General features: G+C 58.7%; 17 protein-coding genes. 16 read left to right on the plus strand and 1 reads right to left on the minus strand.

Annotation, left to right across the window (positions count from 1 at the left end; translation table 11 throughout):
- The first annotated feature begins 66 nt into the window (after positions 1 to 66).
- The 16 genes from CO670_RS15475 (at position 67) to CO670_RS15550 (ending at position 15897) form a co-directional block, all read left to right on the plus strand.
- Complete coding sequence (locus tag CO670_RS15475) at positions 67 to 1794, plus strand: hypothetical protein (RefSeq protein WP_141502305.1); 1728 nt, start codon at positions 67 to 69, stop codon at positions 1792 to 1794.
- Entirely contained in the window at positions 1791 to 2024 is a 234-nt protein-coding gene (locus tag CO670_RS15480; RefSeq protein ID WP_097591044.1) for a hypothetical protein, read from the plus strand. Before CO670_RS15475 ends, CO670_RS15480 begins: the two co-directional genes overlap by 4 nt.
- A gap of 10 nt (positions 2025 to 2034) precedes the next feature.
- On the plus strand, positions 2035 to 2274 hold the full coding sequence (locus CO670_RS15485) for a hypothetical protein (protein ID WP_097591045.1): 240 nt from the start codon (positions 2035 to 2037) through the stop codon (positions 2272 to 2274).
- A 202-nt stretch (positions 2275 to 2476) separates the two neighbouring features.
- Positions 2477 to 2833: a hypothetical protein gene (locus tag CO670_RS15490; protein ID WP_097591046.1), complete on the plus strand. Its 357-nt coding sequence runs from the start codon at positions 2477 to 2479 to the stop codon at positions 2831 to 2833.
- Between the two features lie 24 nt (positions 2834 to 2857).
- A complete protein-coding gene (locus tag CO670_RS15495) occupies positions 2858 to 3964 on the plus strand; it encodes a hypothetical protein (RefSeq protein WP_097591047.1) in 1107 nt (368 codons plus the stop codon).
- 29 nt (positions 3965 to 3993) lie between these two features.
- Positions 3994 to 5001, plus strand: coding sequence for a phage major capsid protein (locus CO670_RS15500; RefSeq protein ID WP_097591048.1), 1008 nt, complete (start codon positions 3994 to 3996; stop codon positions 4999 to 5001).
- Positions 5002 to 5013: 12 nt separating this feature from the next.
- The gene (locus tag CO670_RS15505) at positions 5014 to 5505 is read left to right on the plus strand and encodes a hypothetical protein (RefSeq protein WP_097591049.1); all 492 of its coding nucleotides are present in this window, start codon (positions 5014 to 5016) and stop codon (positions 5503 to 5505) included.
- Between the two features lie 67 nt (positions 5506 to 5572).
- Positions 5573 to 6328, plus strand: a complete 756-nt coding sequence (locus CO670_RS15510) for a hypothetical protein (RefSeq protein ID WP_097591050.1) — start codon at positions 5573 to 5575, stop codon at positions 6326 to 6328.
- Complete coding sequence (locus CO670_RS15515; RefSeq protein WP_097591051.1) at positions 6329 to 7024, plus strand: hypothetical protein; 696 nt, start codon at positions 6329 to 6331, stop codon at positions 7022 to 7024.
- A complete protein-coding gene (locus CO670_RS15520) occupies positions 7021 to 8598 on the plus strand; it encodes a hypothetical protein (RefSeq protein ID WP_097591052.1) in 1578 nt (525 codons plus the stop codon). Before CO670_RS15515 ends, CO670_RS15520 begins: the two co-directional genes overlap by 4 nt.
- Complete coding sequence (locus CO670_RS15525; RefSeq protein ID WP_245425840.1) at positions 8595 to 9071, plus strand: N-acetyltransferase; 477 nt, start codon at positions 8595 to 8597, stop codon at positions 9069 to 9071. Before CO670_RS15520 ends, CO670_RS15525 begins: the two co-directional genes overlap by 4 nt.
- A 370-nt stretch (positions 9072 to 9441) precedes the next feature.
- Entirely contained in the window at positions 9442 to 10092 is a 651-nt protein-coding gene (locus CO670_RS33245; protein ID WP_210202686.1) for a tail fiber domain-containing protein, read from the plus strand.
- A 69-nt stretch (positions 10093 to 10161) separates the two neighbouring features.
- Entirely contained in the window at positions 10162 to 10761 is a 600-nt protein-coding gene (locus CO670_RS15535; protein ID WP_097591054.1) for an HNH endonuclease, read from the plus strand.
- A 7-nt stretch (positions 10762 to 10768) separates the two neighbouring features.
- Positions 10769 to 12616, plus strand: a complete 1848-nt coding sequence (locus CO670_RS32965; protein WP_176538945.1) for a hypothetical protein — start codon at positions 10769 to 10771, stop codon at positions 12614 to 12616.
- On the plus strand, positions 12604 to 14502 hold the full coding sequence (locus tag CO670_RS15545; protein ID WP_141502307.1) for a hypothetical protein: 1899 nt from the start codon (positions 12604 to 12606) through the stop codon (positions 14500 to 14502). Before CO670_RS32965 ends, CO670_RS15545 begins: the two co-directional genes overlap by 13 nt.
- Positions 14503 to 14664: 162 nt before the next feature.
- Entirely contained in the window at positions 14665 to 15897 is a 1233-nt protein-coding gene (locus tag CO670_RS15550) for a hypothetical protein (protein WP_141502309.1), read from the plus strand.
- Positions 15898 to 15899: 2 nt separating this feature from the next.
- Here the strand turns inward: CO670_RS15550 and CO670_RS15555 are convergent, their stop codons facing one another.
- Positions 15900 to 16100: a hypothetical protein gene (locus tag CO670_RS15555; protein WP_097591057.1), complete on the minus strand. Its 201-nt coding sequence runs from the start codon at positions 16098 to 16100 to the stop codon at positions 15900 to 15902.
- Position 16101: the final 1 nt, after the last annotated feature.

Below are 16101 nucleotides of genomic sequence, written 5' to 3' on the forward strand. Positions count from 1 at the left end.
CACGCCAGCGAGATCCTAGAGCGCTCGCTGCTTACGTCCTTCGATACGCAGGACATCGACGAGACGATGAAGGCGATCCGCGACGACTTGGCGACAAACGCCCGCGGCGTCATGTGGCTCCGCTTCGAAGAAGGTGAGAATGGCGAGCGTCAAGCGTCAGCCTACGATCACGTTGATCGTAAGGATTTCGTACACGACCCAGCCCGCAAATGGAAAGAAGTCGGTTGGGTTGCCCGCCGCTCATGGCTGACCATGGAGCGAATGCGTATGCGCTTCGAGCAGACCAGCGGCGATGCCTACATGAAGGCGTCCTATTCCGAGCGCAAGGGCAAGGACGAGAACTACGCAGGCGAGAAGAAGGCTTGCGTCTGGGAGTTGTGGCACAAGGAAAAGAACGTCGTCGTCTGGGCCACACCTGGTGTTGATGTGGTTCTCGATATCCGCGAGCCATATCTGCAGCTTGATAGGTTCTTCCCATGCCCGCGACCGGCATATGGCACGGTCGAGCGCGGCACGCTGAAGCCCGTTCCTGATTTCGTCTACTACAAGGACCAGATCGAGGAAATCAACGAGCTCACGGCCCGTATCTCGGCATTGTCAGAGTCGCTGCGCATGAAGGGCTTCTATTCTGCCGGCGGCGAAGATGTAGCCGACGCGATCGAGACGGCGATCAAGCAGAACGACAACCAGGCAATTCTTATCCCGGTCCCGAACGTCGCAGCCTTCGGTGGTGGCGGGTCGTTCAAGGACTCCATCATCTGGATGCCGGTCGATCAGGTGGCCGCGGTCATTGCCCAGCTTATCCAGCTTCGCAAGCAGTTGATCGATGATGTGTATCAGATCACCGGCCTCTCGGACATTATGCGTGGCGCTACCGATCCGAACGAAACGCTTGGCGCTCAGGAGCTCAAGAGCCAGTACGGCAATGTCCGAATTCGCGACCGCCAGGAGGAGATGATCCGCATTGCACGGGATGCAGCGCGCATTTCAGGCGAGATCATGGCCGAAAACTTCTCGATGCAGACGCTGATGGAGATGTCGCAGTACGAGGATATCCCGACGCAGGCCGCCGTTCAGCAGCAGATCATGGGGATTCGCCAGCAGATCGCGCAGGCCGCGTCCAATCCTCAGATGGTGGCGCAGGCCCAGCAGAACCCAGATATGGCCCAGAAGATGCTGCAGCAAAGCCAGCAGAAGACGCAGGAGTTGCAGCAGTCCATCACGTGGGAACAGGTCATGGCCTTCCTTCGTGATCAGCGCATGCGCCCGTTCGCGCTCGATATCGAGACGGATTCCACCATCCAGCCAGACGAGAATGCCGCCAAGCAGCGCGTTACGGAGTTCCTGACCGCAATGGCGCCGCTCATCCAGCAGTTGGGCGCCATGGTCGCGGCAGACCCGGCATCTGCCAACTTCGCAGGCGAGGTTCTGAAGTTCGCCGCATCCCCGTTCAGGGCAGGGCGCGCGCTCGAAGCGGCGATTGACGAGCTCGTCGACCAGATGAAGCAGAAGGCATCGCAGCCGAAGTCAGACCCGGCGGCAGAGCAGATGCAGGCCGAGACGCAGATGAAGATGCAGGAGTTGCAGCTCAAGAATAATGAGATGCAGCTTAAGGCGCAGGAAAGCCAGGCATCCATGCAGATCGAGCTCCAGCAGGCGCGCGCCGAACTGGAGAAGACGAATGCCGAGATCAAGAAGGTTTACGCCGAGATAGAGCGTATCAACAAGCAGGCCGAGGCAGCCGTTGTGACGGCGCAGGCGAAGGCAAGCCAGCCGGAAAGGGCGATGCAATGAACATTCTTCCTCCCCTCGCGCAAATGGTGCCATTCAAGCGACTGATCCCGATTACGGCTAGTGCGAATGCCTTTGCAGCAACACGCGGCATATTCATTGAGACAGCGGGCAGCTTCACAATCCTCATGGAAGAGGACGACACGCCGCGCACGATGACTCTGGCTGTCGGCGAGCACCCGTTCTGCATCACCAAATGCACGGCCGGAACTGGCCTTTGGGCCGGGTACTGAGGAGATCCCAATGACAAAGAAGACCGTCAAGGCAGCAAAGAAGACCGTCAAGGCAGCAAAGAAGCCGTACAACGCCGCTGGCTATAACAGGGCTGGCATTGAATCGATCGTGAAGGACGAGGAATACAAGCGTCTCGGCACCGCAGGATATCCGTGGGGCGACAAGCTCAAGGCCAAGATGGTCGAAGACTGCAATGGCCTGAAGACCGGCGCCGATATCGTCGCCAAGATTGCGGAGATGGCCCCGTGAATACAGCTCTCAATGGCTGGGGCAGAGCGAGAGGCCAGTATCGTGGCAGCAGGCACATGCCTGCGGATGCCAATAGCAGTGCATGGGTAATAACTGAATTCCTATGCGACGAGCGTGACCTGTGGAAACAGAACGAAGTCGCAGCCCTGTATCGAGAGGTAGAGGAATTTATCGCCTCCATCGATCGTAGGGAGCGCCAGCAATGAAGGTGACTGGCGGCCTCCGCTTCAAGTTCTGCCCCGACTGCGGCGAGATGCATGATGTGCATGACTGGCCAGGCAACCACCGCCGGCCGTTCGAAGCGCTTTCGGCGCCCAGCGTCATGACCGATGAGATGGCGCCGACCCAGAGCATGGTGGACGGCCAATACTACACCAGCAAGCGGAAGATCCGCGACACCTATCTGCCCTCCGGGAACAAAGAGGGCAAACGCTATGCTGAAGTCGGCAACGATTCCAGCGTGCTTGATCCAAAGCCCTTCAAGAAGCCAAAACCAGACCGTCAGGCTATCAAGGCAGCAGTTGGTAAGGCGTTCAGCCGAGCCGGCCTCGGCGCATAACACGAGCTCTCAGAAAGCAAAACCATGACCGATGAAGCAACAATGACCGTTGCGGCAGACGCCGCGCCGATGCCCGCAGACACCCAGACGCAGGTTGAGACCTCCCAGCCGTCCGGCAGCGAAAGCCGCACTGATCCGACGCCGCGCTCGGCGATCGACAAGGCATTTGCAGCCATTGAGGCCCGCGACCGGGGCGACAAGCCGACCGCAGACGCCGAGGTTGACCAAGCAGGCACGCGCGAGCGCAACCCGGATGGCACGTTCAAGGCGAAGGTGGATGACGCAACGGCCAAGCCGGTCGTCGACACCAAGCAGCCGGTCAAGACTGACACCCCCGCAGACCCGACGAAGACCACCACCAATTTCAACGATGCGCCGTCCCGGTTCTCCGCAGACGCGAAAGCGCAATGGGCAACGGCACCTGAAGCCGTCCGCGCTGAAGCCACCAGGGCAATCAAGGAGCTCGAAGGCGGCATCGAGCAATACCGCCAGTCCTTTGAACCCTATCGCGAATTCGACAAGAATTTGAAGGCGAATGGGCAGACGTTCAAGGAGGTCTTCGACCATTACACCGGCATCGAGGCGATGCTTGCCAAAGATCCGCTCGGCGGCCTTGAACGCATCTGCCAGAACATGGGACTCTCGCTGCGCCAAGTAGCCTCCCATGTCATGGGCCAGCCCGCCGACCAACAGGCCACGCAGCAGGAAGGCGTTATTCGCGAGCTGCGCACGCAGATTTCCAATCTCGAAAAGCAGATCGGCGGCGTATCCACGACCATCCAGTCGGAACGCGAACAGAAGACGCTCGACCAGATCGCAGCATTTGCGGCTGATCCCGCGCATGCTCGCTTTGACGAGCTCGCCAACGATATCGCCTTTTTCATCCAGAACGGAAGGGCGAAGAATTTGCAGGAAGCTTACAGTTTGGCGGAACGGCTCAACCCCGCGCCGCAGGCTGAGATTCCCGCACCCGCCGCTTCGGCGGCACAAACTGCTGACCCGGCTCAAACCCGGAAGGGTCAGCTTTCTACGACAGGTGCTCCAAGTTCAGGCTCAAACCCTGCCAACCGCAAGCCGCCTGCATCAGCCCGTGATGCCATCGATCGCGCATTTGCGAATGTCGGCATCTGATTTAACGAACCTCACAGGAGCAAAGAGCAATGGCTCTCACTTCCAACGAACGCTTGCAGGAAGCGTTTTCGCTGGCGCTTGAGGATCGATCCCAGGGTTACGCAGACCTTGTGTCGAACTCCAACGCCATCCTGTACCTGATGCGCAAGCGTGGTCAGTTCAAGACCTTCTCTGGTCCGACCATCCGCGAGCGCCTGCTGTACAACGAGTCTGGTACCTACACCCGTTATTCGGGCTATCAGTACCTCAACCCGTCCCCGGCTGAGCTCTTCAACGATGCGGAATTCACGGCGAAGCTCGCCGCAGTTTCCGTCACGCTGTCGGGCGAAGATATCCTGAAGAACTCGGGCACCAACCAGCTCAAGGATATCATGGAAGAGCATATCTCGGCGGCCGAGGTCGAACTGACCGACCGCTTCGTCGAAGACGTGCATTCCGATGGTACTGCATCGAACCAGATCGGCGGCATGCAGCTCATGATCCCGACCACTGTCAACTCGGGCACCTATGGCGGCATCGACCGCAGCGCGAATGCGATCTGGCGCACATCGTCCTATGACGCCAACTCGGCATTCACTGGCATCACCCAGGTCACATCGACCACGGTCAAGACGATCTTCGATAACATCATGATCGCCCGCAGCCGCGGCACGAAGGGGCCGAACGTGATCCTGTCCTCGGCGGAACATTACATCGCGTATACCGCCGCCACGGTCAACATCCAGCGCATCAACGACGAAAACGAGCTCGGCAAGCTCGGCTTCACCAACCTCAAGTACTACGGCGCCGGCAAGTCCATCGACGTTGTTCTTGAAGGCGGTATCGGCTCGGCAATGCCGTCCAATGTGTCGTACTTCATCGACACGGCGGCGATGCGCTTCCGCTATCACCCGGATCGTAACTTCGTGAAGTTCGGCGGCAAGCAAACGCCGATCAACCAGGATGCGATTGTTCAGCACATCGGTTTCTACGGGAACCTGACGATGAACAACCCGCTCCACATGGCGAAGCTCTACGACTCCAACACGGCAGCCTAAGGAGCAACGATCATGGCTTTCACCATCGCAGAGAATACCCTGATTGGGCAGGCGTTCGCCGATACCTCTACCACTCAGAAGCATGCGAACGGTCTTATCGTCCAGGCGAAAGACCCGACCTATGGCGTGGGCGAGTTCATCTACCTCAAGGGCGCCGCCAACACGGCGATCGGCTCTTGGGTCACCTACAACGCAGACGACTACTCCACGACGCTCTTGGCGGCCAACGCCATCGGCCCCGTGGCGGTTTCCATGTCCGCCAACGTTGCCAGCCAGTGGGGTTGGTATCAGATCAGCGGCAAGGCAATCGGTCTCTGCCTCGCAGGCTTCGTCGATGACGCCAACGTCTACGCCACGGCCACGGCCGGCTCGGTTGATGACGCGGTCGTTGCCGGCGACCGCGTGAAGAATGCCAAGGGTGCGTCGGCCATCGGCACGCCTTCCGGCAGCTTCGCAGAGTTCGAGATCCATCGTCCTTGGATGGACGACGGCCTCGCAGCCTAATGAAACAGAGGGGCGGCCCAAAGCCGCCCCTTTCATTCTCCCACAGCCTCTCAGACAGGAAAACCAAATGCCCGATCATGATTTCAGCCACTTGCACGTGGAATTCTTTTCCGAAGCCATTCACAACGTCAGGAAAAGCGCCGAAGAAAACCGCCCGGTCTATGAAGACGTGGAAATGGTCCGCATCCGCGCTGCCGGCGACAAGCTGACGGCCTACGTGGCGCGCGCCAATGACCCGTCAAGCGTTCGCGAGGCGGAAACTGGCCGTGCGATCCCCTACAAGGAACTGCATGCCGGCCCCTACGAAGCCTTCCAGCGCGGCCAGACCTATGCCGGCGCCGGAACTCCGCTTTCCGAAGTCCCGTTCCTCACCAAGGCCAAGGTTCGCGAGCTCCAGCTTGCCAACGTCCACACGGCGGAAGCCTTTGCCGCTCTCGACGGCACCAATCTGCAGAAGCTTGGCATGGGCGCCCGCGAGTTGCGCGACCAGGTGCGCGCTTGGGTCGAGAAGATCAGCAAGAATTCCGACGTGGCGAAGCTTGCCGGCGAAAACGAAGCCCTCAAGGCGAAGATGGACGAGATGCAGGCACAGATCGCCATGCTGATGAGCGGCGGCAACCAGTCGCCCGGTGCATCGCAGCCTCCGAAGTCGGACGACCCCGACGTAAACGCTTCGCCGTTCTTCGACTGGGACGACGAGACGATCCGTCTCTGGATCGTCGAACAGGGCGGAGATGCGCCGCACCACAGAAGCGGCCACGAAACGCTCGTCCGCAAGGCGGATGAACTGAACGCAGCTCTCTCCAAGGGGAAGGCCGCCTAAATGTCGCTACTCACAGTTTGCCAGGGCGTCTGCAAGGTTGTTGGGCTCGATGAGCCTGACGCGATTGCCTCGTCGACAGATCGCGAATATGTCGAGATGTTCGCCCTCGCAAACGAGATGGCAACCCGGATTGCGCGCGGCTACAACTGGCAACTGCTGGCGCGCATTCACACGTTAACCGGTGATGGGTCTACTGAAGATTTCGATCACCCCGACGATTACGACCGGATGCTGGTCAAATCGCAGGTATGGTCCTCGTCTCTAGAGACGGCGCTTTCGCCGATCGGCAGCCTCGACCGCTGGCTTGAGCTCGATATTCAGGCCTTCGACTTCGTGGTCAATGCCTGGATCATCTATGGCGGGCAGATGCACATCAAGCCCGCCATAGCATCGGCCGTTACGGCGAAATTCTTCTACCAATCGAACCTGATCGTTGCGCCGTCCGCCGGCAGCAACAAGGTAGAATTTACCGCTGACACCGATAATTTCCGGCTTGACGAGCAATTGCTGAAATTAGGCATGATCTGGCAGTTCAAGGCCAATAAGGGTCTTTCCTATGCCGAGGACATGGTGAACTACGAAAACCTTCTGGCGCGTCTCTGCGCTCGAGACCGCGGCTCGCGCATGCTTCGTATCGGCCCTGGTCGCCTGCCGCGCGATGTCAAAGTCGCCTATCCGCAGAGCATCGATCCATGAGGGTGGCCGTTCCTGCCCAATCGAGGGCGAAATCCGACAATTACACCATGTCGCCGCCGATCCGTGGATGGGTGGCGACTGAGCTCATCAACGCTAAGCCCGGCGGGGCGCTCGTTCTCGAGAACTGGGTTCCGACGCAGACCGGCATCAGGACACGCGGCGGCTCCCTGAAGTACGCCACGATCAGCACCGACCCAGTTCGGCGCCTATGGTCGTTCAAGAGCGGTCAGGTTGAGGAATTTTTCGCTTCCGATGATGAAAATATCTTCAATATCACGACCATTGCGGACGCATCGGTCATCCCCACGCCTGATGTGACCGGGCAGACGAGTGGCTACTACTCCACAGCGCAGATTGGCACGGCCGGAGGCAACTTTCTCTACGCCGTCAACGGGACGGACAGCGCGCGTCTTTACGACGGGTCTACGTGGACTGCAGTGACCGGCGTGTCCACTCCGGCCATAACAGGGGTCACGACCGCAGATCTTTCTTTCGTGTGGCTCTATGCCAGCCGTCTGTATTTCGTCGAGAAAAACACCATGTCGGCATGGTACCTTCCCACTGATAGCGTCGGTGGCGCGGCAACGGAATTTTCGTTGGCGGGCGTCTTCCAAGAAGGCGGGGCGCTTCTGTTTGGCGGCAAATGGTCGCTGGATTCTGGGGATGGCCTTGACGACAAAATCGTCTTCGTATCGACTGAAGGCGAGGTTGCCGTCTATCAGGGCCTTTATCCTGGCGATGCCAGTTGGGAGAAGGTCGGGGTCTACAAAATCACCCCTCCGATGGGTGCGAATGCCACCATGTCGGCTGGCGGTGACCTTCTGATCGGCGTTGAAGACGGCATCGTTCCTATTTCAGAAGCCGTAAACAAGGACGCCGCCGCCCTTTCTCTTGCCGCCGTCACGCGCAATATCGAGCCGGAATGGAAGGCAGAGGTAGACCGCCGCCGCACCCTGCCTTGGGAAATCGTCAAATGGCCCACGAACGGGCTTATGGTCGTCTCTCTGCCGACCGATGACGATGCGATTTCGCCCTTATGCTATGTCTCGAATATTCAAACCGGGGCTTGGTGCTACTTTACCGGATGGGATGCGCGCTGCATCGGCCTTTACGCTGACAACGGCTATTTCGGTACGAGTGACGGCAAGGTCATGCGCATGGAAGATGGGGGCTCTGATGACGGAAACCCATATACCTGCGTCTATGTCGGCCTTCCTGACCACATGAAGAGCATTGGGCAGCGGAAGGTTGTCCATTCCGCCCGCGCGACATTCCAATCTAACGTTCCATTTAGGCCGAAGATCTCCGTTTCGTCGAACTATCGCGTTCAACTGCCTTCGGCGCCATCATCCGTCGATGATCTCACATCCGACCTATGGGATGTTGGGTTGTGGGATATTGCGAAATGGGATGCCGGCATAGCAACGGATGTAACGACGAAATGGGTGTCTGTTGGGAAATCCGGCTTCTCGATCATGCCTCAGGTCCAGATTACGTGCGGGATATCGATTCGGCCTGTGACCGAGCTCATTGCCTTTGATCTGGTCTTCGAGCGTGGCGGGTTTCAGGTTTGAACCGCGTCACCTGGGGGATCGCCAAGGATGGCCACGAGACGGATCTTCTTTCTCGTTGGGTTGCGGACAAGATATGGCCTGGCAAGGGGCGCGACTTCGGCAATTGCCGAGGGATGGCTGTGATAGACGGCGAAACTCTGATCGGCGGCCTGATCTGGCATAATTTCGATGAAGATGCAGGCGTTGTCGAACTGTCTGCCGCATCGATATCGAAACGATGGCTCACCCGCGAAACGCTTGATGTCATGTTCGGCGTGCCATTCAGGGAATGGGGCTGTCAGGCGGTCGTTTTCAGGGTCTCGCCCGACGATAGGCCAATGCACCGTATGCTGACAGCTTATGGCGGGGAATTGTTCGTTCTTCCGCGGCTGCGAGGCCGGGACATAGATGAGCATGTCTTCATCGTGACGGACGATGCATGGACTTCAAACAAGTTTAACGTGAAGGCCGGGATGCCGGCGGGGAAGGTGTGACATCGGCAAGCCGAAACAACCAAAAGCGCCAGACCCTAAGGAAACATCCGCTGCATCGACCTCGACCAATGTTGGCACTGCTATTGCCAATGCGTGGCTTGGTAACGTCAACGAAAACACGCCTGATGGGTCAACCAGCGTCAACCAGACGGGAAGCAAGTCGTGGTTCGACCCCTACACCGGCAAGACATATGAAGTCCCAACCTTCACGCGCACCACGACACTCTCCCCGGCGCAGCAGGCCATCAAGGATCAGCAGGACCAAGCCTCTCTAGGCCTCGCCACGCTTGGCAACAACCAGACGCAGTTCCTGCAGGACTATCTTTCGAAGCCCTTCGACGGTTCGAACGAGGCGACGGAATCGCGTCTGTTGGAGCTCGGACGCAAGCGCCTTGATCCTCTCCTTGCAGACCAAGACGAGCGCCTACAGGCCACGCTCGCGAACAAGGGCATCAAGGAAGGCTCCGATGCCTATTACAAGGCGATCAACCAGCAAGACCAGTCGCGGAACGATGCGTATAATCAGCTAATCCTCGGCGGCCATCAGCAGGCATTCTCCGAAGCCCAGGCAGAGCGAAACCAGCCAATCAATGAAATCACGGCGCTCCTGTCTGGGGGCCAGGTGACGCAGCCCAACTTCATGGGTGCGAATATGCCGACGATCCCGACGACGGATGTTGGCGGGCTGATCAACGAGAACTTCAATCAGAAAATGAACATCTACAACTCGAAGATGGCACAGTCGCAGAACATTCTCGGCGGTCTCTTCGGCCTTGGCGCGGCCGGCATTTATGCGTCCGACAAGCGCGTCAAGAAGGATATCGAGCCGGTTGGCGAGCTCAAGGGCCATAAGATCTACGAGTACCGCTACAAGGACGAGGCGCCAGACGCTCCGAAGAGCATCGGCGTCATGGCCCAGGAAGCCGAGAAGAAAATGCCTGACGCTGTTGTTGAAATTGGCGGCGTAAAGCACGTGAATTATGGAAAATTGTTTGGCCTTGGGGATCAAAAGGCCGCATAATAAACGGGCCGATTTGGTGCTGGAAACACCGCGTCGGCCCTAACCAGCCCAACCTTACAGGAGGTCACGATGGCTAAAGCTTTCAAAGCATGTTCCGTTGATGCGTGCAAGGGAAACGCTCATTACTCAGCAAAGGGAGCTCGCTCTCTCTGCTGCGCCCATCACAAACGGCTCATCAAATACGGTGATCCGCTGTCTGGGCACGCTAGGAATGGCGAGCCGAAGGCATGGCTTGAGACTGCACTTAAACTTGACATATCAGCATGTATTGAGTGGCCGTTTGGTCGTGGTGGCGCTGGATACGGTATGATTAAATCCGGCGGGAAAATGGTTACTGTCCACACCATAGCCTGCACCTCCAAACATGGAGAACGACCATCCTCTAAGTTTGAGGCTGCGCACTCATGCGGCAACAGAGCTTGCTGCAACCCAAACCATCTGCGGTGGGCGACATCAAAAGAAAACAATGCCGACAAAATCATGCACGGTACGCTGCTTCGCGGCGAGAATGTGCATACATCAAAGCTCAATGAACGTGACGTTCGAGAAATAAAACGAGTTTTAGCCCTAGGGATTCCAAAGACTAAAATAGCGGGAGATTACGGCGTATCGGCTGCAACTATTATTGCGATAGCCGATGGCCGGAATTGGCGGCACGTGAGGGGTTAGGAAAAGAATGGCTGTTTCTCAATTCATCTTTGGCGGCGAGACCGGCGAAACTCCCGAAAGCCTGAAGCGCAAGCGCGACATTGCCGCGGCGATGCTTGGCCGCTCCTCGACGCCGAAGAACGTGGGCGAGGGGCTGAATGCCATCGGCAACGCCATCGTCTACCGCGCCATGATGAACGGCGTTGAAAAGGGCGAGGCAGCCGGCAGGAAGTCGGCAGATGATGCATTCGCACCGATCGCCAACCTCCTCGGAGGGGGCTCGTCCACGCCGTCGCCCATCCCGATGACAGGCGCCGCCAGCGAGGTCACGCCGGGGAACCCGGCCTATCGTGACGCCATCGCCGGTATCGAGAGCGCGGGAAGCGGCGATTATTCCGCTGTTGGCCCGACGCATCCGAAGATGGGGCGCGCGCTCGGTCGCTATCAGGTCATGGAGTCGAATATAGGTCCGTGGTCTCAGGAAGCACTTGGCCGAACAGTCACGCCTGAAGAGTTTCTTGCAGACCCTAAGCTTCAGGATGCCATTTTCGATAAGAAATTTGGCAGCTATGTCTCACAGTTTGGCCCCGAAGGCGCTGCGCAAGCGTGGTTTGCCGGCCCTGGCGGCGTTGGAAAGCTCGATCGAAAAGACTCGCTCGGCACCAGCGTTGCTGACTACACCAAGAAGTTTTCCAATGCTATCGGTTCAAACGGTCAGCAAGTAGCGAGCCTTGATCCTGCAGCCGGAATGCAGCCCCCCGCCATCCCGGCGCCGGCCGCACAAGCGCAGATGCAGGGACCGCAGCCGCCAGCGCCTCCATTGCCGTCTCCTACGACAGTCGCGAGCCCTCCGCCGGTTGGCGCGCAAGCCTCAGCAGCACAGGTGGCGCAGGCTATGAGCTCGCAGCAGCCCGCCATGGACCTCGGGGCTGTGACGAAGGCGCTCAACAATCCGTTCTTGTCACCAGGGCAGCGTGCCGTTGCGCAGTCTATCCTTCAGCAGGAGATGGACCGCCGGAACGCTCAATATGAGATGCAACTCAAACAGAGCGACCCCGCCTATCAGCAAGGCTTGCAGAAGGGCGCGATCGAGCTCGAAAACCTGCGGAATCCGAAAATCTCGCCGGCAGACCAGGCGAACATCGACCTCAACCGCGAAAAGTTCGATTTTGAGCGCAACAAGCCGACCGAAGTTGGTGGGCGCCTTATCGGCAATGACGGGAAAGTCGTCTACGAGCCGCCACGCGATCTGATGAAAATCGGCGCGAAGGAAACGGTGCTCGACCCGAACACGAGGGAAGTCATTTACCAGCCGGCGCCCGGTCAGGCGGTCGATTTCAACGACGTTTCCAGCCTTCGTAAGGAAATCCAGCAGCTCCCCTCCTACAAGAACCTATCCCAGGCGCTGCCGATATACCGCTCAATGGCGGAGACGGCCGGCCGGAACAGCAAGGCATCCGACCTCAATCTTGTCTACGGCCTTGGCAAGATCATGGACCCGACATCGGTAGTTCGCGAGGGCGAGATGGTGATGGTCAAGAACACGGCCTCTCTTCCGGACTGGCTGCAAGGCGCCATCGCCTCGCTGAACGGCGGCGCAGCCCTGACGCCCGAGACCCGACAGGCGATCATGACGGAAGCCTTCGGACGTGTGAATGGCTATGATCAGGCCTTCAAGCAAGACACGACGCAATATTCCGGGATCGTTGAGCGTAATAAATTCAATCCCGCCGATGTTATACCGGATTTCGGGACATATGAGCCTTGGAAATCGGCAGCTATACCCTCTGGCGATATCCCGCCGGCTCCTGATGGAGTCGACGCCGAAGATTGGAAATTCCTCACGCCCGAGCAGAGGCGCCTATGGCAGAAATGACGATCGAGCAGCAGCAGGCGTTGGCACTGGCGCAGGCTCGCAGGAAGCGCGCCGAAGCCGGAGCCAGCCCCCGGCAGTCGACAGGCATGGACATGCTCAAGTCTGCTGGTTCTGGTCTCGTACAGGGCGCAGTTGATCTAATCGGCCTCCCTGGTACGATTTCGAACGCGTTTGACAACAGTTTCAGCGCGATCACTGGAGTTCCGAAGCCGCCGCCGAACCTGTTGAGCGGGGAGGAGATGCGCAAAGGCCTCTCCTATCTTACCGATGGCGCGACCGAGTATAAGCCCGAGACGACGGCGGGAGAATACAGCCAGACAGCGGCTTCATTCATTCCTGGCGCGGTAGCTCTTGGTGGATCAGGTAGCGTTGCCGGGAATGCCGTCAAGCTCGGAGTTGTCCCAGGCGTTGCGAGCGAGGGCGCGGGGCAGCTTGCCGAAAAATACGCTCCTTCTCTGGAGCCGTATGCACGTTTTGCAGGGGCTCTCGCTGGCGGAATGATCCCAGCCGGCCTTCGCTCTATAATCCCCTCAGCCGATGAAGCGGCGCTTGCGGAAATCGCCAAGGCCGCGAAGTCCGACAATTTTTCGCCGGATGCAATGCGTGCGCGCCTTCAGGAACTTGGCGCGGAAGGGATGGTTGCTGATTTAGGGCCGAATTTCCAAGGGCAGACTGGAGCGCTGGCCAATATTCCCGGCCCAAACAACCAGACGATCCGAACGGCGCTCAATGAGCGAAATGCCGGGGCTAACGCGCGTCTTGGTCAGGCGATCGACGATCTTGGCCCGAATGTGACCCCTTCTCGAATCGAGGAAGGAATTGGTGCATCCCAGAGGACAGTTGCCCGCGAATATGGTCCGGTCATGGCGAACGCTCGGGCCGTCAATTCTGAAGTTTTGGCAAATCGCCTTGAGGCGGCTATCGCCAATACGCGAGGGCCTGAGCAGCAGGCTATTCAGCGTGTCCGTGGGTACCTTGATATTCCCGGCACGAATGTCCTTGACCCGAACCCGCAGGCGATATTCGCCACGCGCCAAGCAATAGACGGCATTTTGAAAGGTGAGCAGAACCCGCAGGTCATCCGGCAATTGACGATGGCTCGCCAAGAGGTCGATGACCTCCTTGCCCAAGCGGCCCCCGGCATCAAGGATGTTGACGCTCAATACGCCGAGCTCGCTCGCCAAGGGGAAGCGTTGGGAGAAGGCCAGCGAGCTCTTGACAGCGGGCGTACAGCGCCGAGGCCGGATGAGCTTGCGGACCGATTGACGGAAGGTGCAATTCCGCAGGGTACAGCAGTAGGCCCTTCAGCCGTTCCTTTTCGCATTTCGCAGGGCGCTCGCGCTGAGATCGACCGCATCGTCGGTACCAACAAAAACGATATTGCGGCTATGGACCGCCTCATTAGAGGCGAGGGGGACTGGAACCGCGCGAAGCTGGAATCCATTTTTGGTCCGTCTAAGGCTGAACAGCTTCTGCGCGTCCTCGGCAACGAAAAGTCTTTTGCGGATACCCGGAACTTTGCCATTGGGAACAGCCTGACGGCCAACCGCCTCCAATATCAAAAGGCATACGGCGGCGCGGATTCCCGCATGACGATACCCGAATATTACGGGGCGGGTGGCGTCCTTGGTGCGGCCCGCGGGGCTGCTGTCAAGCTTGGCGAAAAGCTGCTGTCTGGCGTTACCGGCGCCCGCTCTGAAGCCAGGAACTCCAGGCTTGCAGAGATGCTCACTGGTCGCGAGGAAGTCGTTGACGCTTTGATTCAAGCGCAGCTTCGCGGAAACCGTCTAGCTGGCCCCGCGAAGTCAGCTCTTGTCCAAGCACTACTCGATCAAAGAAGGCGCCTAGAAGGCCAGTCAGGTACCACGCAACCATCCCGCCAATGACGGATATGGCCATGCCATCGACGCCCCAATTGTAGTGAATGTTGGCGATTACAAATCCGAAGGCGACGACCGCCTGGAAGACTTTCCACTTCATTAAATACCTCTCATAAGCCGCCGGCTATTTCATAGCACGGCTCGGCCCTCCATGGAATAGGAGCTCTCATGCCCCGTAACGGTTCAGGTGTCGCATCGCAGCCGGCAAACACGCGCGGCGGCCCCTCTGGCACGTCAATCTCCTCGTCTAAATACAACACCGTCACAGACGATATTTATCAGCTCCTCAATGACCCAATGCCCATCACGTCTGGGGGCACGAACGCCAACACCATTGCTGGCGCGCGTACGAACCTTGAGCTCGACAAGAAGGTCGTTTATGTCGAGAAGAGCGCCGATTATACGGCCGTCGCAGCGGACAATAACGCGGTGCATCGCTATACAGCCGCAGCGACTGTGACCATCGATCCGGCTGCGACACTCGCGACGAATTGGCACCACACCATCATTGCCGACGCGAATGTCAGGATCGATCCCGATGGCGCGGAACTGATCAACGGAGCATCGTTCCTGTCCTTGGTGAGCGGCCAGGCGGCCTATGTCATCTGCAGCGGGACGGCATTCCATGCCATTGTCGTCAACCGATATGCCCCCGCGGTTCCAGGCCAAATCTACGGCCTCACGCTCTCCAACAACGTCGCCGACGCCACCAACGATATCGACATTGCGGCTGGATCGGCAGCAAGTGACGGGGCAACGCCGTACCTGATGACGCTCGGGTCCGCTTTGACGAAGCGTCTCGACGCTGGCTGGTCTGTCGGCACGAACCAAGGCGGCCTCGATACCGGTTCCGTCGCCAACGGCACGTATAATGTCTTCGAGATCCAGCGCTCGGATACGGGCGTTGTTGATGCGCTGTTCTCGCTTTCCGCTACAGCACCTACCATGCCGGCGAATTACGACAGGAAACGTATCCTCGGCAGCATTCTCAGGGAGTCCGGCGCCATCGTCGCTTTTACGCAGGTAGGCGATATTTTCAAGCGCAAGCTCCCGGTGCGAGATGTCAACGCGACAAGCGCTGGCATTTCTGCCGTGACGCGAACGCTGAGCATCCCGACCGGGCGTGTGCTGGAAGCACTATTGTCAGTGCAGGTTGCCACGTCCGGCGCGTCTGGCGAAAGCGCCTATATCAGCGAACTCACGTCGCCAGACCAAGCGGTTTCGTCTCCCTACATCACTGTAGGCCTTGGGGCTGGCGGCGCTGGTCAGGAATGGGTGAGCGGACGTTGGTTTACCAACGCCTCCGCTCAGATCAGAAGCCGCCAGAGCGTCGGCGGCGCTACGGAAACCCTGAACATCTTCACTTTGGGGTGGGTTGATACCCGAGGCCGCGAAGGCTGATTTCAGTGGAGCAACAGGAATAGCCCAAGGGCCGCAGCAAGGCCGGTGGCAACTCCTACCGGGAAATTGAATACCTGCTGCGCCATTTCCTTCTTTCGCAGCCATTTCTCAACATCCACCCGACGCCGAGGGCCATACTTGCCGCCGGCAAGATCGGCTTTCACCCGTTGCACGCCCTGCTTTTCCCAAATGCTCGGAACCATC

This window comes from Rhizobium sp. J15, assembly GCF_002531825.1.
Taxonomy (GTDB): Bacteria; Pseudomonadota; Alphaproteobacteria; order Rhizobiales; family Rhizobiaceae; genus Rhizobium.